Raw genomic sequence first — 19,688 nt, 5'->3', positions numbered from 1 at the left:
TTTTACTTCAAAATATTGTCTAACTTTTTGGGGTCACTTCACTGTGAAGCGGCGGCTTTACACTGTTCGGATGGATAGAAATTGACTTGTATCGGAAAACGATATTGTTTATCAGGATAACAAGCATTATCTGAGCAAGTCCATGTCGTTTTCCTCGCCCAGTGCGACGCCTGTTTCGTTTTGGGCGTAAGCGCAAACGGCTGGGCGGAGTGGAAGAACAGGAATGGCAGAACACTTGATGAGCTGTTCCGCAGACAGGCAGAGAAAGCATAAGTAAAGGGACACGGAATGATTCTGTGTCCCTTTTTACGCAGGAAAGAGAAGCGTTTAGCCCTGGTTTGCCATATTCTGCTCGTAGGATTCGATCATCTTCTTCACCATCTGACCGCCTACGGAGCCGGCCTGACGGCTGGTCAGATCGCCGTTATAGCCCTGCTTGAGGTTTACGCCGACCTCCTTTGGCGTTTTTTCACCTCAAAACATACACTATTTTGTACATAGAACGCACTCATTTACATAAGAGAAATCGTCTGTTTTGCACAGACGATTTTCTTTTGCTTAAAAATAGAAAAGAAAGGAAAAAAGATGCAGACCATAGCAATCGTGAACCAAAAGGGCGGCGTGGGGAAAAGCACTACGGCGGTCAATCTGGGCGCTGGACTGGTGCGGCAGGGCAAGCGCGTGCTGCTCATCGACGCAGACAGTCAGGCGAATCTGACAGAAATGCTCGGCTGGCAGCAGCCGGACGAGCTCTCCCCCACGCTGGCCACCATGCTGGAGCGCATCATCTCAGACCGCCCCATCGAGCCGCAGAACGGTATCCTCCACCACAAGGAGGGCATGGACCTACTGCCCGCCAACATTGAGCTTTCCGGCTTGGAGGTGTCCCTTGTGAACACCATGAGCCGCGAAACGGTGCTGCGAACCTATCTGAGCGAGGTCAAGCGGCAGTACGACTACATTCTGGTGGATTGCAGTCCGTCCCTCGGTATGCTGACGCTGAACGCGCTGACGGCGGCAGATCGGGTCATTATCCCGGTTCAGTCACATTACTTACCCGTCAAGGGCTTGGAACAGCTTCTCCGTACGGTCAGCAAGGTGCAGCGCCAGCTGAATTCCAATCTGAAAATCAGCGGTATCCTCATCACCATGACAGAAAGCCGCACGAACTTTTCTAAGGAGATCAGCCAGCTTGTGCGGAACGCCTACGGCAAAGCGATACGAGTCTACGACACCGAGATACCGCGTGGTATCAAAGCGGCAGAAATGAGCGCCAGAGGCACCAGCATTTTCAGCTTTGACCCGCGCAGTCCTGTAGCGACCGCCTATGAGAAATTTACGAAGGAGGTGCTGGAGCATGAAAAGTGCCGCGAAAAATATCCAACTCGCCAGCTATGATGACCTGTTCAAGACAGACGAAGAACGGCAGGCAGACGCGCAGGAGCGTGTGCAGAGCCTTCCGCTGGATAAGCTGGAGCCGTTCCCGAACCATCCGTTCAAGGTAATAGACGATGATAAAATGCTGGAAACAGTTGAGAGTATCAAGGAACGGGGTGTTTTGGTTCCCATTCTGGTACGCCCGAAAAATGACGGCAATTTTGAAATCGTATCTGGACACCGCCGTCATCACGCCAGCCAGCTTGCGGGTCTGACCGAGATTCCTGCCATCGTGCGGGAGATGGACGATGATACCGCGATTTTGCTTATGGTGGACAGTAACTTGCAGCGCGAGGAACTGCTTCCATCCGAGAAAGCCTTTGCGTATAAGATGAAGCTGGACGCGATGAAACGACAGGGGCAACGGACGGATTTAACTTGTGCGCGAATTGCACACAAGTCAGACGGTATAAAATCGCGTGATATTTTGGCGGAGCAGGTTGGAGAAAGCAAAGACCAAATCCGACGCTATATCCGTTTGACCAGTCTTGTCCCTGACCTGTTGAACCGTGTGGATAACAAGACGATTGCGTTCAATGCGGCGGTGGAGGTGTCATACCTCACCGAGCCGGAACAGCTTATGCTTTGCGACGCTATCGAGCGCGAGGAATGTACGCCCAATCTCAGTCAGGCCAAGCGGCTCAAACAGTACAGCCAAGATGGCAAACTGGACGAGAATGTGGTGGACGCTATTATGACCGAGGAGAAACCTATCGAGGAAAAGCTGGTGCTGAAAGGCGATGTGCTGGCGAAATATTTCCCCCGAACTTATACGCCGTCACAAAAACAGAAAATCATCGTCAAGCTGCTGGAGGATTGGCACAAGCGGCAGCTTCGGCAGCAGGAGCGTTAGGCTTTGCATGGGTTTTCCCCTTACAATCCCTTTTCCTAACTAAGCCGAAAGAGAGAAGAAAACTACTGTGCCGAGAAAGAATATTCTTCTTTCGGCCAAGTAAAAAACCGAGGAGGCATGAGAATGAACGAAAAAGAGCAGGTCAATGAGGGCTATGTCATTATCGAGAGCGTGACCGTCGGCAACGCCCGGTTCGTCATCGGAGAAAATCCGAACAATCAGGCAGCGCCCTATGTCACATGGCAGGCCAATGTAAAAAATGACCCGAATAACTTTTTCTGGGGTCACTACTGCGCGACCAAGCTTGATGCTGTTGCAGACTTTGCCCAACGCATCAACGCAGAAGCCGAATATTTGCGGGAGCGTACAAAGGCCAACACAGCGCCGTTACAAGAACGAAAAGAACGAGGTGAAACCAGATGAGCTATGACGCGCAGAAGGTGACCTATCAGGAGGTCACGATTTTTGACCAACCGGCACTGTTTACAGAATACCGCGTTGACCGAGCCACCGTGCCGGAGGGTGTATATCGCTACGAGCTGCGCCACGGGGATGAGGATTGGGGCGAACCCGTTGAACTGGCCAGAAGCATTTTCGCCAACTACTACGGCACCGTCCTCACCCGTGAGCCGTTCCAACTTCCCATTGATGGGTGGATTCCAATGGAGAATGACAGTCTTTCCTTTCTGGATGGTGAGTGTCGCACCCTTGCGGAATTTCAGCAGAAGTACCCCGCCAGTGAAAAGCGGGTCATCGACTTTTTTGTAGCCGATGACACTGCGCTGCATGACCTCTGTTACTCCCAGACTGAGGAGCAGGACAAGGTCGCTGGCTGTATCGGCCATCTGCGCGGCGACTTTGGCAGCGGCAAGCAGTTTTTTACGACTTGGTGGCCGCACCAGAATGACATGCTGAACACACCTGAGTTCAAGGCAGATATTGACCGCACCGTGAATTGGTTGAGAGAACAGCCAGATTCCCCGCTGCGGGACTTTGACACCATGAAACGATGCTGCACTTACTATCAGCGAAGCTGCGCCATCAAAGATGCTATTCTTCCATCCTGCGCGTTTCTGGTGGAAAGCAAGCAGTATGTGTATATGCTGCGCTGTACGCCGACAAAGGGCGATTATAATTTTTATATGTATTGCTACCAGCGTGATACCTTTGAAAAATACCGCGCACAGCTGAAAGCCAAAGCGCGTTCCCTTGCTAAGAAGCGAGCGGAGCCGGAACGATAAGTCATATCGCCTCTGAATAGATATAAAGTTTTTACGGTTAGACCAGAAAAACTCATTGCATATCCTGATTTTTCTGGTTATACTAATAGCTATAGGGGAGGCGATATCATGATTAACAGACCGGACTATATTGAAGCTATCGAGCCGTTTATTGATAAACCGCTTGTCAAGATACTGGCTGGCGTTCGCCGCTGCGGCAAGTCTACCATTTTTGAAATGCTGAAAGAAGAATTTCTGCGCCGTGGCATATCCGAGGACCATATTATCTCCAAGCGATACACGGAGATGGACATTCCTGAAAACATCACCGCCAAGCAGATGTATGATGAACTGCTGGAAGCTATGAAAGGAAAAGACCATTGCTACCTTCTGCTGGACGAGATTCAGGAGATAGACGGATGGGAAAAAGCGGTCAACAGTCTGCTGGAGGGTGCAGATGCCGACATCTATGTAACCGGCTCCAATTCCAAACTGATGTCCAGCGAAATCTCAACCTATCTGACAGGGCGCTATGTTTCCATTCCCGTCTATACGCTGTCGTTCAAGGAGTATCTGGACTTTAAGGCAGACAGCACCCTATCACGCAGGGAACTGCTAGAGGAATATATTCGCTTTGGCGGCTTTCCCATTATTGCGCTGAGCGAGTATGATGAGCAGAGTGCCTATCAGATCGTCAACGGCATTTATCACACCGTAGTTTCCCGCGATATTGTAAAGCGCCACCGTATCAACAAGCAAGATCTTTTTGATCGCGTGGTGAAATACATCATCGAGAATATGGGCAAGACCTTTTCGGCTAACTCTATCTCTACTTTTTTGAAAAGTGAGCACCGTAAAGTTTCGGTGGAGAGCATTTACAATTATCTGCGCTGGTTGGAGCAGGCGTTCATCATTTATCCATGCGAACGCTATGACCTGCAAGGCAAGAGCATTTTGAAAACGCAGGAGAAGTATTATCTTTCCGATGTATCGCTCAAATATGCTCTGCTGGGCTATAATCGAAAGATGCTGGATGGTGCGATGGAAAACATCGTCTTTCTGGAATTGAAGCGCCGCGGTTACGATGTTTTTATCGGCAAGAACGATACGAAGGAGATCGACTTTGTAGCAACGCGCCGTGACGAAAAGATTTATGTGCAGGTCTGTGTCCAGATTCCGGCAACTTCAGATCGAGAGGTCGGAAATCTGATGGAGATTCGTGACCATTATCCTAAATATGTCGTTACGCTCAACGAAATGGATACCGGCATTGAAAACGGTATTAAAATCGTTCATCTTGTCGATTTCCTGCTTGCCGAAACATGGTGAGTAATACTTCCATATCGTAAAATTAAATCATCCGCTGAAAGCAGTCCATAAGGGCTGCTTTTTTCATACCTTTGGAAAGGAGGACAACACATTTGCCAACCAAATTTCAGTTCATCACCGAACTGTACGACCAGACCGTGCGAAGCGTCACCAGCAGCTACAAAAGCTGGACAGGCTTTCTCCGTGCGGCCTGCTATAACTACAAATGCCCGTTTGATGAGCAAATCCTGATCTATGCCCAGCGCCCGGACGCAACTGCCGTTCTGGAAATGGAACGCTGGAACCGGCAGTTTGGCCGCTGGGTCAATCGCGGTGCAAAAAGCATTGCCGTGTTCGGTGACGATGGACAGCATCTGTTGAAACTCTACTTCGATGTGTCGGATACGCACGAGTCACGATTTTCTCGTCCGCTGCCGATCTGGACAATGCAGCCTGCCTTTGAACCGGCTGTCATTGAAACGCTGGAGGCCACCTTCGGAAACCTTGCCGAGAAAGAAAATCTCGCAGAGGCGGTGCGCTCTGCCAGCCATAACGCCGTGGCAGATAACATCACGGACTATCTGCATGACCTACTGGATTGCCGCGAGGACAGTCTGCTGGAAGAACTGGACGACCTCAATCTGGAGGTATTCTACCGGGATGCACTGGAAGTCAGCGTGTCCTATATGCTACTGACCCGTCTGGGCCTGCGGGCAGATGATTACTTTTCACCTGATGAATTCGGCCATATCTATGAATTCAACACGCCTACTACCATCAACGCCCTTGGCATCGCTACCAGTGACATCGCAGAAATAGGACTGCGCGAAATCAGCCGAACCGTCATGCAGGCTCAGCGAGAGCAGTTATTTGCAAAGGACAGCAAAAACCGGTATGATTCCAATACCGAACGAAATATTGACGCTGAAAGGAGCGATGAACATGGAAATCACCTATCACGAGCAGAACGGCTTTCAGATTCCGAACCTGCTGCTTCCGCAGGAGCCGGAAGTCCATCTGGGCAAGTACGCGGAACTGCGGCGGCAGTACCTCAAGCAGCACCGCCGCGTGCTGTACACCAACTTGAAAACGAGCTGTCGGCTGACGGAACATCTGGCGGAGATCGAGCAGACCGCGCAGAGGATGGTAGCACAGGCCGTGGCGCAGATGGCGAAAGCCGAGGGCGTGACGGAGGAGTTGAAAGCGACCGATCCGCTGCGCTGGACGGGTCTGATGAACAATCTCCGGCACAGCGCGGAGGAGCAGGTACTGAACGATCTGATTTACAGCTAAACAAAACCAACGAAAGCGCTGCAGCCACCGAATTTCCTCCCTTTCTGGATACCCACCTCATTGAAGCGAACCTGCTGGACGACGGCGGGCGCAAGCACAAGCGGCAGGAGATTTTTGAGTATTTCCAGAGCCACAAGAATCTTGCAGAACGCACAGAGTTCTTGAAAAACAGCTACAACGATATATGGGTGGAAGTCATGACCGACGGCATTCGGACAGGCTACCACGCCGAAAAAGACGGACTTTTGATGTGGGAGGGTAGCTACCTCTCCCGTACTTCGGAGTCCGTTTTTTCGTGGTCAGTCATTACCGAAATGACAGAAAATCTTATTGAACGCGGCGAGTATAAGATCAAGCTGGGTCTGCAAAATGCCCCTGTCATGGCAGAGCAGCTTGCCCTGTTCGATATGGGCGGTGATACGCTGGTGTATGAGATACCCGAGGGTGAGGTGTCCGGCGTTCCTACATCCGCACGCACGGTGTCGCAGGAGGTCATTGACCAGGTACTCTGCACAGGCGGAAATGAGCCCAACAGCGCGGAGCGTATCGCCATATTTTATATGCGGGAACGGCCAGAGCAGGAAAATGAAGAGTTTTTGCGCCGGGAGTTTGGCACGGAAAATGGGCGCGGCATTGAATATGAAGGCCGCAAATATGCCGTGTGGTTCATGGAAGATGGCATCCATCTTGCTCAAGGTGACAGTATCCGCACCGGGTACAGCAAAACTGTGGTCACATGGGAGCAGGTTTCAACTCGTATTTTGGAACTGCTGGAGGTAGGTACTTACCTGTCGGCGGCAGAGTTGGAGCAGGCCCCGGACAAGGTGCTGCACGAAGCAATGGAAGCTCTGCTGATGACCGCCCGTGACCTGAACGAAGAAGGGCGCGCACAGGGCCTATTCCCACAGACATTGGCGATCCATGACCAACACAAGGGCTATCCAGAACTGAACGACGATATGGTGGCGTTTGCAAAAAACGAAGGCGGATTGCAGACGCTCTCACAGGAATACCACAATTTTCTCGATGCCTATGCCGCAGATCAGAGTATCACGAGATTCCACTTAAGCGGTTATAACACACACCGTATCGGCGTTGTGCTGGACGGTCTGAACCTGCCGGAGCGCCACTTCACCGCACAGCCAAACTTCCTGCGCCAATGCAAAATGTTCATCACGCAGGATGAAATTGACCGATATTTTCTTCGTCAGTCCACAGATACCAGACTGGCAGTTTACTCGCATTTCTGCAATTCTAACGATACAGCCGAACACCAAAAGTTTATCAAATCCCTTTTTGGCGAGTACAGCGGTTCGGCTATGGATGGTTATGATTACGAGGAAACGCACGCGGGCATTAGAATGCGCCGCCGCTATGCACGCAAGAACTATGATGAAGTCAAGCTGACAATCCCCAAGGTGGTCAAAGAGTACGAGCAGCTGATTGCACAGAAGCGGTTTCCCGGCGAGGATGCTATCGCACAAATCCCGAAATATGAGCGTGGACAGCTGGCACGAATTGTTTATCACGGTTTTTACAATGCGCCTGACGATGTTCCGCGGCCCTATCCCAAAAGTGCGGATTTCTACGAAGCTGTCCATGCTATCGAAGCACAGCTCCCGGATAGAGCAAAAGCGGCTGAGATGCTGGCGGCGTTAACCTATCGGTTGGACAGCCTGGACGAGAATGACCGGTATTTCGATTCCGTCCGCCGCGCAAAAGAGCGGCTTTCGGAGTATGTGGACGGCACTTTCAGCCTGTTCAACCATCGGCACGATACGCCACAGCAGGAACAAGCTGAATTTTCTGCTGAACCCGAACCCGTGCCGCAGGAAATCCCACCGACTATCGAAGCGGAGCAGCCGCAGATAGACGAACCCACTGTAGTACTTACGCCGCTGAGAAAGAAAAAGCAAAACGCGCTTGCCTATCCGCTGGACGCAAACGGCAGCAACTATCGCATCACCGATGACCATATCGGAGAGGGCGCGCCGCTGGAGCGTTTTCAGCGCAATTTGGATGCGATTCGCACACTGAAAACCGTGGAAACGGAGAACCGCGCCGCCACATCAGAGGAACAGGCGGTGCTGGCACAGTATGTGGGCTGGGGCGGTCTTGCCAATTTCTTCGACGGAAAGAACCCGCGATACAGCGAGTTGAAAAACCTGCTGACCGATGAGGAATACACTGCCGCCCGTGAATCCACGCTTACGGCATTTTACACGCCGCCTGCGGTGATTCGCAGTATTTACACCGCACTGGGACAGATGGGCTTCACACAGGGCAACATTCTGGAGCCGTCCTGCGGCATCGGCAATTTCCTCGGTATGCTGCCGGAAAGCATGAGCGGCAGTAAGCTCTATGGCGTGGAGCTGGACGACCTCTCCGGCCGCATTGCCCGCCAGCTTTATCAGAAAAGCAGTATTGCGGTACAGGGCTTCGAAAAAACCGCCTTCCCAGATAACTTTTTTGACATTGCCATCGGCAATGTTCCCTTCGGCCAGTTCCATGTAGCGGATAAACGCTATGACCGGCTGAATTTCCCCATCCATGAGTATTTCATCGCAAAGGCTCTCGATGAGGTCAGACCGGGCGGCGTCATCGCCGTTGTGACCTCCAGCTACACGATGGACAAGCGCACCGCCAGTGCCCGTAAATACATCGCACAGCGAGCGGAGCTGCTGGGTGCGATCCGACTTCCCAACAATGCGTTCAAATCCGCGGCAGGAACCGAGGTCGTTTCAGACATCCTGTTCCTCCAAAAGCGTGAGCGTATGGTGGACATCGAACCAGAATGGGTACACCTTGCCACCAACGATAACGGCATTCAGATGAACAGCTACTTTATCGACCACCCGGATATGATCTTGGGCGAGATGAAGATGGTGTCCGGGCCGTTCGGCCCCACGCCCACCTGCGAGCCGTACCCGGAGCAGCCGTTGGAAGCACTGCTGGCGGAGGCCGTTCAAAATATCCACGGCGAGATCACCGCCTATGACCGGGAGGAAGAACTGGAGGGTGAGGATCATTCCGTTGAGGCTGATCCCGCTGTCCGCAATTTTTCCTATACACTGGTGAACGGGCAAATCTACTACCGTGAAAACAGCCGCATGAACCCGGTGGAGGTATCCAAGACGGCGGAGAGCAGAATCCGCGGCATGATCGAGCTGCGGGACTGTGTGCGGACGCTGTTGGAATACCAGACCGAGGACTATCCCGATGAAGAAATCAAGGCGCAGCAAGCCAAGCTGAATGCCCTCTACGATGCCTTCACCCGGAAATACGGACTCATCAATTCCCGCGGCAACGCCATCGCCTTCGATCAAGACAGCTCCTATTTTCTGCTGTGCTCACTGGAAATTCTGGACGAGGATCGGAACCTGAAAAGGAAGGCAGACCTGTTCACCAAGCGCACCATCCGCAGTCACAAACCCGCTGAAAAGGTAGATACAGCGGTGGAGGCGCTGGCGCTGTCCATTGGCGAAAAGGCCCATGTGGATATGGACTATATGGGCAGGCTCACCGGCAAGGATGAGGAAACGCTGTTTTCTGACCTCAAGGGCGTGATTTTTTTGAACCCCGCTTATACCGGCGAGAACGATGGGCATGAGAAATACCTGCCCGCAGACGAGTATCTTTCCGGCAATGTGCGTCAGAAATTGGCGGTTGCCCAAGGCAAGGCAGAACAGGACCCGCAGTATCAGATCAACGCCGAGGCATTGGCGCAGGTGCAGCCCACCGACCTCACTGCCAGCGAGATCTCCGTCCGGCTGGGCGCTACATGGCTGGACACCGAATATGTCCGCCGGTTTATCTTCGAAACGTTGGGGACACCCCGCAGCGTGCAATGGGGCATGAAGGTCCACTATTCCGGCATCACCGGCGAGTGGCGCATCGAGGGCAAGAGCAAGGATCGCGGCAATGTGAAGGCCAACAGCACCTACGGCACCAAGCGCATCAACGCCTATGAGATTATCGAGGACACCTTGAATTTGAAGGACGTCCGCATCTTCGATTATGTGTACGACGCAGATGGCAGGAAAACCGCTGTCCTCAACAAGAAGGAAACCGCCATCGCCCAGAGCAAACAGGAACTCATTAAAGAGGCTTTTGCCGAGTGGATCTGGAAAGACCCTGACCGGCGCGAGGCCATCTGCAAGACCTACAATATCCTGTTCAACAGTAACCGCCCCCGTGAGTATGATGGCAGTCACATCAGCTTTTCAGGCATGAACCCGGAAATCACGCTCCGCAAGCACCAGGTCAACGCCATCGCCCATATTCTCTACGGTGGAAATACTTTGCTGGCTCATGTAGTGGGCGCGGGAAAAACCTTTGAAATGGTAGCCGCCGCCATGGAGAGCAAGCGACTAGGCCTGTGTCAAAAATCTCTCTTTGTGGTGCCCAACCACCTGACAGAGCAGTGGGCCACTGAGTTTTTGCAGCTCTATCCGGCAGCGAACATCCTTGTCGCTACCCGTAAGGATTTTGAAACCAAAAACCGCAAGAAATTCTGTGGTAGGATCGCCACCGGCGACTATGACGCCGTTATTATCGGACATTCGCAGTTCGAGAAGATCCCTATGAGCGTAGAGCGCCAGCGGGCCATTCTGGAACAGCAGATCGACGAGATCATGGTGGGGATTTCCGATGCCAAGCGAGAAAAAGCCGAGAACTTCACCATCAAACAGATGGAGAAAACCAAGAAGGGCCTGCAAGCCAAGATCGACAAGCTGAATGACCAGAGCCGCAAGGACGATGTGGTCACCTTTGAGGAATTGGGCGTTGACCGCATCTTCATTGACGAGTCGCACTATTTTAAGAACCTCTTTTTATACACGAAAATGCGGAATGTGGGCGGTATTGCCCAGACTGAGGCGCAGAAAAGCTCAGACCTTTTTATGAAGTGCCGCTATTTGGACGAGATCACCGGAGGCCGCGGCATTGTCTTTGCCACCGGTACCCCTATTTCCAACAGCATGGTGGAGCTTTACACCATCCAACGTTACTTGCAGATGTCGGCACTGGAAGAGCAGGGCTTACAGCACTTTGACGCATGGGCGGCGAACTACGGGGAAACCGTCACCGCCATTGAGTTGTCCCCGGAAGGCACCGGCTACCGCGCCAAAACGCGCTTTGCCAAGTTCTATAACCTGCCGGAGCTGATGAGCGTATTCAAAAATGTGGCGGACATTCAGACGGCGGATATGCTCAAGTTGCCCGTGCCGGAGGCGCATTACCACAACATCGCCCTGAAACCCTCCGAGTATCAGAAAGAGATTGTGGCGTCGCTGGCGGAGCGGGCCGAGAAGGTCCGCAACCGCGAGGTGGACAGCAGCGTGGACAATATGCTGATGATTACCAACGATGGCCGCAAGCTGGCGCTGGATCAGCGGCTGGTCAACCCCATGCTTCCCAGCAATCCCAACAGCAAAGCCGCCAAGTGCGCGGAAAATGTGTTTGAGATCTGGCAGCGCACCGCTGGCCAACGCTCCACGCAGATGATTTTTTGCGACCTCTCCACCCCAAAGGATGACGGAACCTTCAGCGTTTATGATGATATTCGCGCGAAGCTGCTGGAATTGGGTATTCCCGAAAACGAGATCGCCTTCATCCACAACGCCAAGAGTGAGGCGCAGAAGAAAGACCTGTTCGGCAAGGTGCGGAGCGGTCAGGTGCGTATCCTGCTGGGCAGTACCCAGCGCATGGGCGCTGGCACCAACTGCCAGCAAAAGCTCGTCGCTTTGCACCATCTGGATTGCCCGTGGCGTCCGTCCGACCTTCAGCAGCGTGAGGGGCGCATTATACGGCAGGGCAACGAGAATTCTGAGGTAGACATTTACAGCTATGTCACCGAGGGTACCTTCGATGCCTACTTGTATCAGTTGGTAGAATCCAAGCAGAAATTCATATCGCAAATTATGACCAGCAAATCGCCTGTCCGTTCCGCCGAAGATGTAGACGAACAGGCACTTTCTTATGCCGAGATCAAGGCACTGGCCAGCGGCAACCCCATGATCAAGGAAAAGATGGATCTTGACATTGAGGTGTCCAAGCTGAAGCTGTTGAAAGCCAACCATCTTTCTCAGAAATACGCGCTGGAGGACGCCATCAGCAAGGGCTTTCCGAAACAGATTGCGGAAACGCAAGAACGGCTCACTGGTTATGGCACGGATATTGCCACGGTCAAGGAGAATACCCATCCTAACGAAGATGGCTTCTCTCCGCTTACACTGACGGGCGTCACCCATGCCGACAAGAAGGAGGCGGGCGCAGCGCTGCTGACCATGTGCCAGAATATGCTCTCGCCGGAGGCAACGCAGGTGGGTTCCTACCGGGGCCTGACGCTGGAGCTGGCCTTTGATACCTTCGCACGAGAATACCGCCTGACCATGATCGGGCAGCTTCGTCACACGGTCACGCTGGGAACCGATGTGTTTGGCAATTTACAGCGCATGGACAATGCGCTGGAGGGCCTGCCCATCAAGGAACAGGCTTGCCGGGAGCAGATTTCCAATCTGCAAACGCAGTTGGAAACCGCAAAGGCAGAGGTACAAAAGTCGTTCCCCCGTGAGGAGGAGTTGAAAGCCAAGTCCGCCAGATTGGAGGAACTGAACGCCCTGCTGAACATGGATAATAAAGCGCCGGAACCGGTGCAGGAAGAAAAATACAAACGCAAGGAGGAACTGGAACGATGAGTACGACAGAAGAACGCGCCCAGATGCTTTATGACAAGGCGCTGACCGAACTGAACACCTATCTGGAGGATATGAAAACCAAACCGCCGCAGGAGATTATCAACAGTGCCTATCAAATCGTGAATAAGCAGGACTTGCTGATGATTTTGGAAAGTGCGGAGTTTACGCCAGCGGAACTCAATGTGCTGAACGAACTGGATCATCCTCTACAAGTGCTGTATGAGGAATGGCTGCCTGTGGAGGACAGGCATATGGAGGAGCTGCGTGACTCTGTACAGAGCTATCTCGACACTCGCCTGCAACACCGGGCAGAGAAACTGTACGCTGACCCGTCTGTGTTCCGTTACGAAGGCTCGTACTCGGAAGCACGCGAAAAGGGAGAGGTACATCTCTACCGCGCCAACCGAAAACGCGACCGTGCGTGTATCGATGCTTTCACAGAGAATATCAGCGATGCCAACGAAGCGCGTAGGATGCGCGAGTTTGTGCAGGAGTGGACACAGGAATTCGGACATGACCGCTGTAAATTTCTTCTTGGATACACGGTGCAGTGCGCCGACTGGGACGGACGGTACTCTGTTGCATCCAAGCGTGAAGCCGCCAAAACGAACTATCACATTACGCCGGAACATGACCCGTTTTCGGAGTTCCACACGAACGCGCATCCCTGCCTGGTAAACTATGCTTATGAATTGCTGATTGAGCAGGAGCGCGACAAGAAAAAATCCGCACCGAAGCGCGATGAGCCGGAGAGGTGACGAGATGGGGTATCAAGAAAGCTGGCTGTATGTACAGCCGCAGGTGTGTTTTTCTAATCTGATCCGTGCCTACGAAAAGACAGCCAGAACGGATTATTACCGCACGATGGGTGCTGAACCGATGTCCGTTGTCATCCTAAAACGCCCGTTTGGTGAAGTGCCGAAAGGTGTGAAACTTCTCTGGGAATGCGGCGACCGCTGTTTCCATACGCCAGTCGGCGTATTTAACGGCAATCTGAAATCTCCGGCAAAGCTGTGTTTTATTCCGGTGGAACAAGTTCTTGACCCGGATGACTACAGGCTAAAGGGAATCGACCTGAACAGCCGTGCGCCCAGTGAAAATGCCTATATGAAGCGATACAGCGTGAAAGACTACGCAGAGAAAATAAGAAATGACCGAGAACGATAGGAGTTGATTCCATGCCCTATGCAACCAAAGCGCAGATCGAGCGTGCCCGTCAGCCTGACCTGCTGACCTTTCTCCGGCGATACAAGCCGGATGAACTCATTCCCACCGGCCCCGGAGCGTATAAGCTCCGCAGCCACGACAGTCTGAAAATCTCCAACGGAAAATGGTGCTGGTGGTCCCACGATAAAATGGGTGGTGTCAACGCGCTGGAGTATCTGATCAAAGTCGAAAATATGAAATTTCCCGATGCCGTACAGCTTGTCAATGAGCAGTGCGGCTTTTTTGATGCCCGCAAAGTGCAGTCCGCACCTGTCCAAAAGGAAGAAAAGCCAAAGGCGGATTTTCTCCTGCCGGTACGCTTCCAAAACAACAAGCGTGTGACCGCCTATCTGCTTTCACGCGGCATCGACATAGCGATACTCGACTACTGTTTTCAGCATGGCCTACTGTACGAAGCCGCAGACTACCACAATGCCGTGTTTGTCGGCTATGACGGCAAAACACCACGGTACGCTACACTGCGCGGAACGCTCTCCGGCAGCGGCTTCAAGCGGGATGTGACCGGCAGCAGCAAGCAATTCTGCTTTTCCATCACCGGAAAAGGCAATGGAAAACTGAATGTGTTCGAGTGTGCCATTGACGCGCTCTCATATCTCACACAGGTAAAAATGCAGGGTGCGGACTGGCAGCAGGAGTCCGTTCTTTCTCTCGGCGGCGTCTACCAGTCCAGACCGAATGAAACGCCCAAGGTGCCTACTGCTCTGCAAGGTTACCTGAAGCGCCACATCGATGTGCAGGAAATCGTGCTGCGGCTGGACAACGATGCGGTAGGACGCGGCGCGGCCGGTGCTATTTCGCAGGCAATCAGCGACCTGCCCGTATCGGTGGAACTGCCCGCTGAGGGTAAGGACTACAATGAATGGCTCATGCGGCAGAAAGGCATTTCTCCTCGGCAGAGGGCGAGGAACGAGCCGGAACGGTGAGCCGCAGGCGGCTCAAAATTCGGTGTGGCTGCGGCCGCTCCGAATATTTTTGCAAGCATAGCAAAATGACAGCATTTTGCGAAAAGCGCCGTTCGTCACCGAACAGCGCCGCTTGTTAGGGAGTGCCCTAATACCCTAAATTGGAGGAATAACGAATGAAACTCAGAGAACGAAAAATCACCGTCCGTCTAACGGACGCGGAGCGCGATCACCTGTTGGCGCAGGCGGAACTGGCCGGATTGAAAATCGAGCCGTTTGTCCGCAATGTGATCCTCGGCGTGCAGATGCAGCCCCGGCCTAAAGAGGAATGGGCGGAGCTGCTGCGGCAGACCTCCGGCATTGCGAACAACATTAACCAGATCACTAAGCGTGCCAACTCCGGTGAGCCGGTAACGGAGGAAACGCTCCGGCTCATCGCAGATATGCAGGTGCAGATTTGGGACAAGCTCAAATCATTCTGATATGGCCATTACCAAAGTTTTTGCGATTCGGCTAGACTTTAAGCAAACTGTCCGATATGCCGTCAATGAGCAGAAGACCTCACTGGACGACATGATCGACTACGCTGTAAACCCAGATAAGACCGAGCAGCGATTGTTTGAAAGCTGTCTGAATTGCAGCAGCGTGGAAAACGCCAGCCGTGATATGGAGCGCACTAAACGGCGTTACAACAAGACGGGCGGCGTGCAAGGCTATCACATCATTCAGTCGTTCAAGCCGGGTGAGTTGACCCCAGAGCAGACCCATACCATCGGCGTGGAGTTTGCCAAACGGCTGTTCGGTGAGCGGTTTGAGGTGGTCATCGGCACCCATCTGGATAAACATCACTTGCATAACCACATCGCAGTCAATTCTGTGTCCTTTCTGGACGGCAAGAAGCTGCGCTGCAACATGAAAACCTACTTTCAGGAGATACAGAAAATTTCCGATGAACTGTGCCGGGCGCATGGATTATCCGTCATTGAGCCGAAAAGCAAAGGCAAAAGCCATCAGGAATGGCAGGCGGACAAGTTCAAACATCCAACCATCCGCGAGCAGATACGCCGGGACATTGACGGTATTATCGGCAAGTCCTTGAACTTCACCACTTTTCTGGACGAATTGCAAATGGCCGGGTATCAAGTCCGCAGCGGCAACCGAAAGCATACCGCCGTCAAGCCGCCCTACGGCAAGAAGTTCATCCGACTGGACAGTCTGGGCGAAAATTACACCGACAGCGCCATTGAGCAGCGGATTTTATCACAGCGTTCATGGAACCGACCCAAACAGTTACCTGTTACACGGCATTACACCTGCAAGGGCAGTTTCAAGAAGCACCCCAAGGTACATGGTTTTCGTGCGCTGTATTTTCACTATGTTTATCTGCTGCGCGGTGCAGCCAAAGGGCGCGGTTCCCAAAAGGTCAGCCGGTATCTGCTGGAGGACACGATACAATTTCAAAAATATCTGGCACAGCACAGGTTTCTGGCAGACTACCGAATCGAAACCGCCGAGGAACTGCAATCCACCAAGAATCTGCTCACCGTGCAGCTTGATACCGCTGTGCGGGAGCGAAAACCACTCTACGAAGAAAGAAGGCACGCCGATGAAGAACAGAAAGAGGTGCTGTCGCTGGAGATCAGCACGCGCACCGCCCAGATTAAACAGCTCCGTCGAGAACTGCGGCTCTGCCAGCAGATCGAAGCGGATGCGGAACGGGTGCAGACCCATGTTTACGATGTAAAAAATATCAAGAAGGAGGAGCGATACCATGAGTATCGGCAGCGAAACCGCCGAGCAAATGACGCGCGAGGCTATCCAAATCTCCGAAGCAGCGGCGAAGCTGGCCGCACTGGGAGCCAAGAACCTTGCGGCCCTGTGTCTGGCGCTGGCGAACGAGAATCAGAAGCTGCGGGGCAAGACACACATGAACGCCCTGCTTCGCAGCGGTAAGGAACTGCGGGTGTTCGACCTGAAAGAACAGGACTTAGCCGCCTTTCGACGCGAAGCGAAAAAGTACGGTATTCTGTTTAGCGTTATCAAGGACACCGCCAGTGACAGCGGTCATGTGGATATTCTGGCGAAAGCCGAGGATGTTTCCAAGCTGAACCGTGTTTTCGAGCGTCTGCATTATGCCGCGCCGGAAAAAAAGCCGACAGAGGACGAGCCGTTAAAAAAAGTCGAGTCCCGTGTTCCGCAAGAGAACAGATCCGCAGAGCGCGGGACTGGCTGGCCGCAAGAGATGATGGAGAGTGAACCAATCTCCATCATCGACCGGATACGGCAACACAAACAGCAGTCGCGGCAGACGCCGCCTCGGCCCGGAAAGGATAAAGAGAGATGAAGAAACCCATCACCATTCTGGTGGTGCTGCTGCTTCTCAGCACCACCGCATTTGCGGCGGAATATCCGTCGCAGGTCAGTTACAGTATGAACAACGGTATTTTCGAGGTGCGGAAAACCTACGAACTGCCGGTCGATCAAGAGCCGTCCATGCAGGCAAAGCAGAGCTTTGAGCAGGACGGTTATTCTTTTACGCTGACCGACCTGCTGCGGCAGGAACTGCCCGAACAGCAGGCCAAGGAATACACTGAAACCGTAACGGTCAGCAGCGAAAGCAAGGAACTGACCGCTATTCTGCCGCTTCTGGCGGATACCAAGGCAGTCACCACCGAGGACGGCTTCACCGGCACGCTGAAGCTGGATACCGGTTCCATCACCGTAGAGCCTGCCGGATACAAAAACAATTCGTGGACGGTATCCGCGACCCGCACCTATCCCAATCTCAGCAGCATGGATTTGGAGTACATCCCCAAGACCACGACCGAGAACGGGCGGACGCTGAATTTCTCCACGGTGGACTGGCAGACCGACAACACAGAAAATGTGGACGATGATGCCATCGGAGATCGTTTCTCCGCTATCGTAACCTACACGGGAACCGCGTCCAGTCGCAATGTGACTGGGTATACCGTCACCGCACAATACAGCGGCGAGGTGGAAAAGGTATCGCTGGATAAGGTGCAGTATGTGGCGGTGTTCCACGGCACACCGCTTGTCGTGCCGGAAGTGGAAGTCGAAGAAGCCCCGAAGATAGACTGGCGCTATCTTGCCATTCCGGGCGGACTGATTTTGCTCTGCCTTGCCGGTTTTACTGCAGCAAAAATCAAGAACAGGAAGAAAGGAAAGCACGATGATGAAACAATTCTGGACGCAGATTACACCTCTGCCGAGAACGGCAAAACTGCTGGGACTGACGCTTCTGACAGCGACCGTTCTGACCACTACCCCGGCGTTGGCTCTTGAGTACACCGAGGCGGACGCAGCCGCAGGCAGCTTCGGCAAGCCGACCAGCGTGAAGCCGGTGACGGTAGTCGGCGGCTCGAACATCTACGAAACCGATGTGAGCAAGAACGCCGCCTATATTCCGCCTGCATTTGGCAGTCCGATGGCAGATATGCCCGGTTCTGGTGAGCGGCTGACACCCAATCTGCTGACCGGTGGGTATCTGGAAAGCGGCACGGCAAGTAGCGGCACTACTGGCACTGCTACGGTCATGCCGCCTGCCGCAGAAACGCCCTCGAACAGCGGCACTACTTGGAGCAGCGGCTATACCGCTGTGACCAACAGCCTGTATTACAAGGATGGTTCCCTCGGCACGCTCTCCGCGCCTGCCATTGGGCTGAGTGCGAAAATCTATCAGGGCACGGACAATGCCGCCATGCGGAAAGGTGCCGGACACTTTACTGAAACCTCTATCTGGGACGGCAATGTAGCGTTTGCCGGACACAATCGCGGCTCCAGCAACTACTTCGGAAAGATCCACACCTTGAAAAACGGCAATACCATCAAACTGACGACCCGACTCGGCGCAAGAACCTATTCGGTGTACTCGGTGCGAAAGGTATTCGTGAACGATGTGAGCGTGCTGAACCCAACCACGGATAATGTGGTAACGCTGGTGACCTGTGTGATGAACCAGCCGCAGTACCGCTGGTGTGTGCAGGCGCGGCAGAAATAACAGTTGATTTCATGATAAAATACTGATAATATAATGATAGGAGTGATATAATAATTTCATGCGAGGAGGTAGTGTTATGATCAACATCAGACCAGTTTCCGATCTGAGAAACAAATTTCCCGAAATCGAAAAAATCGTCATGGAAACCGGTGAACCTGTTTATCTGACCAAAAACGGTTATGGTTCGATGGTCGTTATGAGCATTGAGCGGTATTCTGCACTCACGGATGAAGTAGAACTGAAATTGGATGAAGCAGATCGTATGGCAGATTCCACCGATGTTCGCTACTCCGGCGATGAAGTGTTCAAACGAGTAAGAGGTCGTATTCATGGCAGAAAAGTATTATAAACTGCGTATCCTGCCACTTTTTGAAGATGACCTGAATGAAATTGTTGATTATATCAGCATTCATCTTCAAAACCCAATCGCCGCAGAAAATTTCGTTGATGCGGTTGAAACGGCGATTTACGAGCGGCTTTCCTGTGCAGAAGCATTTGAACCTTATTCATCTGCTAAAGAGCGCAGGTACCCATACTATCGTATTTCTGTGAAAAACTACACTATTTTCTATGTAGTGATTGGTGATACAATGGAAATTCGCCGTATCATTTACAGCCGCAGAGATTTAGACAAACAGATATAGTCTACCGATCCGTCCTGAACTTTCAGGGCGGATTTTTTGCGATTAGGGAAGGGGAGAGGCACCGAAATCTAATTGATATGTAATA

Annotated in this window: 18 protein-coding genes and 2 pseudogenes; 17 read left to right on the top strand and 3 right to left on the bottom strand. The window is 52.7% G+C overall.

Annotated elements, in window-relative coordinates; translation table 11 throughout:
* Positions 1-327: 327 nt before the first annotated feature.
* Together PGY33_RS11770 and PGY33_RS14535 are read right to left on the bottom strand one after the other, a co-directional pair.
* A pseudogene (locus tag PGY33_RS11770) lies at positions 328-459 on the bottom strand (alpha/beta-type small acid-soluble spore protein); the annotation flags it as partial.
* A gap of 27 nt (positions 460-486) precedes the next feature.
* Positions 487-549, bottom strand: a pseudogene (locus PGY33_RS14535) (hypothetical protein); the annotation flags it as partial.
* Positions 550-585: 36 nt separating this feature from the next.
* Between PGY33_RS14535 and PGY33_RS11765 the strand changes: the two are divergent.
* The 5 genes from PGY33_RS11765 to PGY33_RS11745 all read left to right on the top strand — a co-directional run bounded on the left by PGY33_RS11765 (position 586) and on the right by PGY33_RS11745 (position 4,839).
* A complete protein-coding gene (locus tag PGY33_RS11765) occupies positions 586-1,398 on the top strand; it encodes a ParA family protein (RefSeq protein WP_118479493.1) in 813 nt (270 codons plus the stop codon).
* Positions 1,358-2,290: a ParB/RepB/Spo0J family partition protein gene (locus PGY33_RS11760; RefSeq protein WP_118479495.1), complete on the top strand. Its 933-nt coding sequence runs from the start codon at positions 1,358-1,360 to the stop codon at positions 2,288-2,290. Before PGY33_RS11765 ends, PGY33_RS11760 begins: the two co-directional genes overlap by 41 nt.
* A 123-nt stretch (positions 2,291-2,413) precedes the next feature.
* Positions 2,414-2,713, top strand: a complete 300-nt coding sequence (locus PGY33_RS11755; protein WP_118479497.1) for a hypothetical protein — start codon at positions 2,414-2,416, stop codon at positions 2,711-2,713.
* Entirely contained in the window at positions 2,710-3,531 is an 822-nt protein-coding gene (locus PGY33_RS11750) for an LPD28 domain-containing protein (protein ID WP_118479499.1), read from the top strand. Before PGY33_RS11755 ends, PGY33_RS11750 begins: the two co-directional genes overlap by 4 nt.
* 108 nt (positions 3,532-3,639) lie before the next feature.
* Entirely contained in the window at positions 3,640-4,839 is a 1,200-nt protein-coding gene (locus tag PGY33_RS11745; RefSeq protein ID WP_118479501.1) for an ATP-binding protein, read from the top strand.
* On the opposite strand, the gene PGY33_RS11740 is transcribed toward PGY33_RS11745, so the two are convergent.
* Positions 4,803-5,192: a hypothetical protein gene (locus PGY33_RS11740; RefSeq protein WP_147356909.1), complete on the bottom strand. Its 390-nt coding sequence runs from the start codon at positions 5,190-5,192 to the stop codon at positions 4,803-4,805. The genes PGY33_RS11745 and PGY33_RS11740 overlap by 37 nt on opposite strands.
* A gap of 520 nt (positions 5,193-5,712) precedes the next feature.
* Here PGY33_RS11740 and PGY33_RS11735 point away from each other — a divergent pair.
* The 12 genes from PGY33_RS11735 to PGY33_RS11680 all read left to right on the top strand — a co-directional run bounded on the left by PGY33_RS11735 (position 5,713) and on the right by PGY33_RS11680 (position 19,603).
* Positions 5,713-6,111 (top strand): TnpV protein, encoded by a 399-nt coding sequence (locus PGY33_RS11735; RefSeq protein WP_308743902.1) that lies wholly within the window; start codon positions 5,713-5,715, stop codon positions 6,109-6,111.
* Between the two features lie 197 nt (positions 6,112-6,308).
* The gene (locus tag PGY33_RS11730; protein WP_442865577.1) at positions 6,309-12,809 is read left to right on the top strand and encodes a DEAD/DEAH box helicase family protein; all 6,501 of its coding nucleotides are present in this window, start codon (positions 6,309-6,311) and stop codon (positions 12,807-12,809) included.
* Positions 12,806-13,567 carry a DUF3848 domain-containing protein gene (locus tag PGY33_RS11725; protein ID WP_118479505.1) on the top strand — a complete coding sequence of 254 codons (762 nt, stop codon included), beginning with the start codon at positions 12,806-12,808 and terminating at the stop codon, positions 13,565-13,567. The genes PGY33_RS11730 and PGY33_RS11725 overlap by 4 nt, the downstream gene beginning before the upstream one ends.
* Before the next feature lie 4 nt (positions 13,568-13,571).
* Entirely contained in the window at positions 13,572-13,976 is a 405-nt protein-coding gene (locus PGY33_RS11720; protein WP_118479507.1) for a hypothetical protein, read from the top strand.
* 11 nt (positions 13,977-13,987) lie between these two features.
* A complete protein-coding gene (locus PGY33_RS11715; protein ID WP_118479509.1) occupies positions 13,988-14,959 on the top strand; it encodes a DUF3991 and TOPRIM domain-containing protein in 972 nt (323 codons plus the stop codon).
* A 155-nt stretch (positions 14,960-15,114) separates the two neighbouring features.
* Positions 15,115-15,420 carry a plasmid mobilization protein gene (locus PGY33_RS11710; protein WP_118479511.1) on the top strand — a complete coding sequence of 102 codons (306 nt, stop codon included), beginning with the start codon at positions 15,115-15,117 and terminating at the stop codon, positions 15,418-15,420.
* A gap of 91 nt (positions 15,421-15,511) precedes the next feature.
* A complete protein-coding gene (locus PGY33_RS11705; protein WP_442865576.1) occupies positions 15,512-16,891 on the top strand; it encodes a relaxase/mobilization nuclease domain-containing protein in 1,380 nt (459 codons plus the stop codon).
* On the top strand, positions 16,782-17,282 hold the full coding sequence (locus PGY33_RS11700) for a PcfB family protein (protein ID WP_243038494.1): 501 nt from the start codon (positions 16,782-16,784) through the stop codon (positions 17,280-17,282). Before PGY33_RS11705 ends, PGY33_RS11700 begins: the two co-directional genes overlap by 110 nt.
* Complete coding sequence (locus PGY33_RS11695) at positions 17,279-18,244, top strand: cell wall anchor protein (protein WP_118479517.1); 966 nt, start codon at positions 17,279-17,281, stop codon at positions 18,242-18,244. The genes PGY33_RS11700 and PGY33_RS11695 overlap by 4 nt, the downstream gene beginning before the upstream one ends.
* Complete coding sequence (locus PGY33_RS11690) at positions 18,135-18,959, top strand: class D sortase (protein ID WP_118479519.1); 825 nt, start codon at positions 18,135-18,137, stop codon at positions 18,957-18,959. The genes PGY33_RS11695 and PGY33_RS11690 overlap by 110 nt, the downstream gene beginning before the upstream one ends.
* Before the next feature lie 76 nt (positions 18,960-19,035).
* The gene (locus tag PGY33_RS11685; protein ID WP_118479521.1) at positions 19,036-19,308 is read left to right on the top strand and encodes a type II toxin-antitoxin system Phd/YefM family antitoxin; all 273 of its coding nucleotides are present in this window, start codon (positions 19,036-19,038) and stop codon (positions 19,306-19,308) included.
* Positions 19,289-19,603, top strand: coding sequence for a type II toxin-antitoxin system RelE/ParE family toxin (locus PGY33_RS11680; protein ID WP_118479523.1), 315 nt, complete (start codon positions 19,289-19,291; stop codon positions 19,601-19,603). The genes PGY33_RS11685 and PGY33_RS11680 overlap by 20 nt, the downstream gene beginning before the upstream one ends.
* Positions 19,604-19,688 lie beyond the last annotated feature (85 nt).

Source organism: Butyricicoccus sp. AF18-9LB (genome assembly GCF_027684505.1).
GTDB lineage: Bacteria > Bacillota > Clostridia > Oscillospirales > Butyricicoccaceae > Agathobaculum > Agathobaculum butyriciproducens.
The sequence above is the reverse complement of the archived record's forward strand: the minus strand, read 5'-3'. Positions and strand labels throughout refer to the sequence as shown.

What these genes read in the sequence shown, in the direction of transcription:
- PGY33_RS11705 (WP_442865576.1), top strand. Translation starts at nt 15,512, where the DNA reads ATGATCGACTACGCTGTAAACCCAGATAAGACCGAGCAGCGATTGTTT.
- PGY33_RS11740 (WP_147356909.1), bottom strand. Translation starts at nt 5,192, where the DNA reads ATGCTGTCCATCGTCACCGAACACGGCAATGCTTTTTGCACCGCGATT.
- PGY33_RS11745 (WP_118479501.1), top strand. Translation starts at nt 3,640, where the DNA reads ATGATTAACAGACCGGACTATATTGAAGCTATCGAGCCGTTTATTGAT.
- PGY33_RS11725 (WP_118479505.1), top strand. Translation starts at nt 12,806, where the DNA reads ATGAGTACGACAGAAGAACGCGCCCAGATGCTTTATGACAAGGCGCTG.
- PGY33_RS11755 (WP_118479497.1), top strand. Translation starts at nt 2,414, where the DNA reads ATGAACGAAAAAGAGCAGGTCAATGAGGGCTATGTCATTATCGAGAGC.
- PGY33_RS11710 (WP_118479511.1), top strand. Translation starts at nt 15,115, where the DNA reads ATGAAACTCAGAGAACGAAAAATCACCGTCCGTCTAACGGACGCGGAG.
- PGY33_RS11695 (WP_118479517.1), top strand. Translation starts at nt 17,279, where the DNA reads ATGAAGAAACCCATCACCATTCTGGTGGTGCTGCTGCTTCTCAGCACC.
- PGY33_RS11690 (WP_118479519.1), top strand. Translation starts at nt 18,135, where the DNA reads ATGAAACAATTCTGGACGCAGATTACACCTCTGCCGAGAACGGCAAAA.
- PGY33_RS11750 (WP_118479499.1), top strand. Translation starts at nt 2,710, where the DNA reads ATGAGCTATGACGCGCAGAAGGTGACCTATCAGGAGGTCACGATTTTT.
- PGY33_RS11685 (WP_118479521.1), top strand. Translation starts at nt 19,036, where the DNA reads ATGATCAACATCAGACCAGTTTCCGATCTGAGAAACAAATTTCCCGAA.
- PGY33_RS11715 (WP_118479509.1), top strand. Translation starts at nt 13,988, where the DNA reads ATGCCCTATGCAACCAAAGCGCAGATCGAGCGTGCCCGTCAGCCTGAC.
- PGY33_RS11720 (WP_118479507.1), top strand. Translation starts at nt 13,572, where the DNA reads ATGGGGTATCAAGAAAGCTGGCTGTATGTACAGCCGCAGGTGTGTTTT.
- PGY33_RS11680 (WP_118479523.1), top strand. Translation starts at nt 19,289, where the DNA reads ATGGCAGAAAAGTATTATAAACTGCGTATCCTGCCACTTTTTGAAGAT.
- PGY33_RS11765 (WP_118479493.1), top strand. Translation starts at nt 586, where the DNA reads ATGCAGACCATAGCAATCGTGAACCAAAAGGGCGGCGTGGGGAAAAGC.
- PGY33_RS11735 (WP_308743902.1), top strand. Translation starts at nt 5,713, where the DNA reads ATGATTCCAATACCGAACGAAATATTGACGCTGAAAGGAGCGATGAAC.
- PGY33_RS11730 (WP_442865577.1), top strand. Translation starts at nt 6,309, where the DNA reads ATGACCGACGGCATTCGGACAGGCTACCACGCCGAAAAAGACGGACTT.
- PGY33_RS11760 (WP_118479495.1), top strand. Translation starts at nt 1,358, where the DNA reads ATGAAAAGTGCCGCGAAAAATATCCAACTCGCCAGCTATGATGACCTG.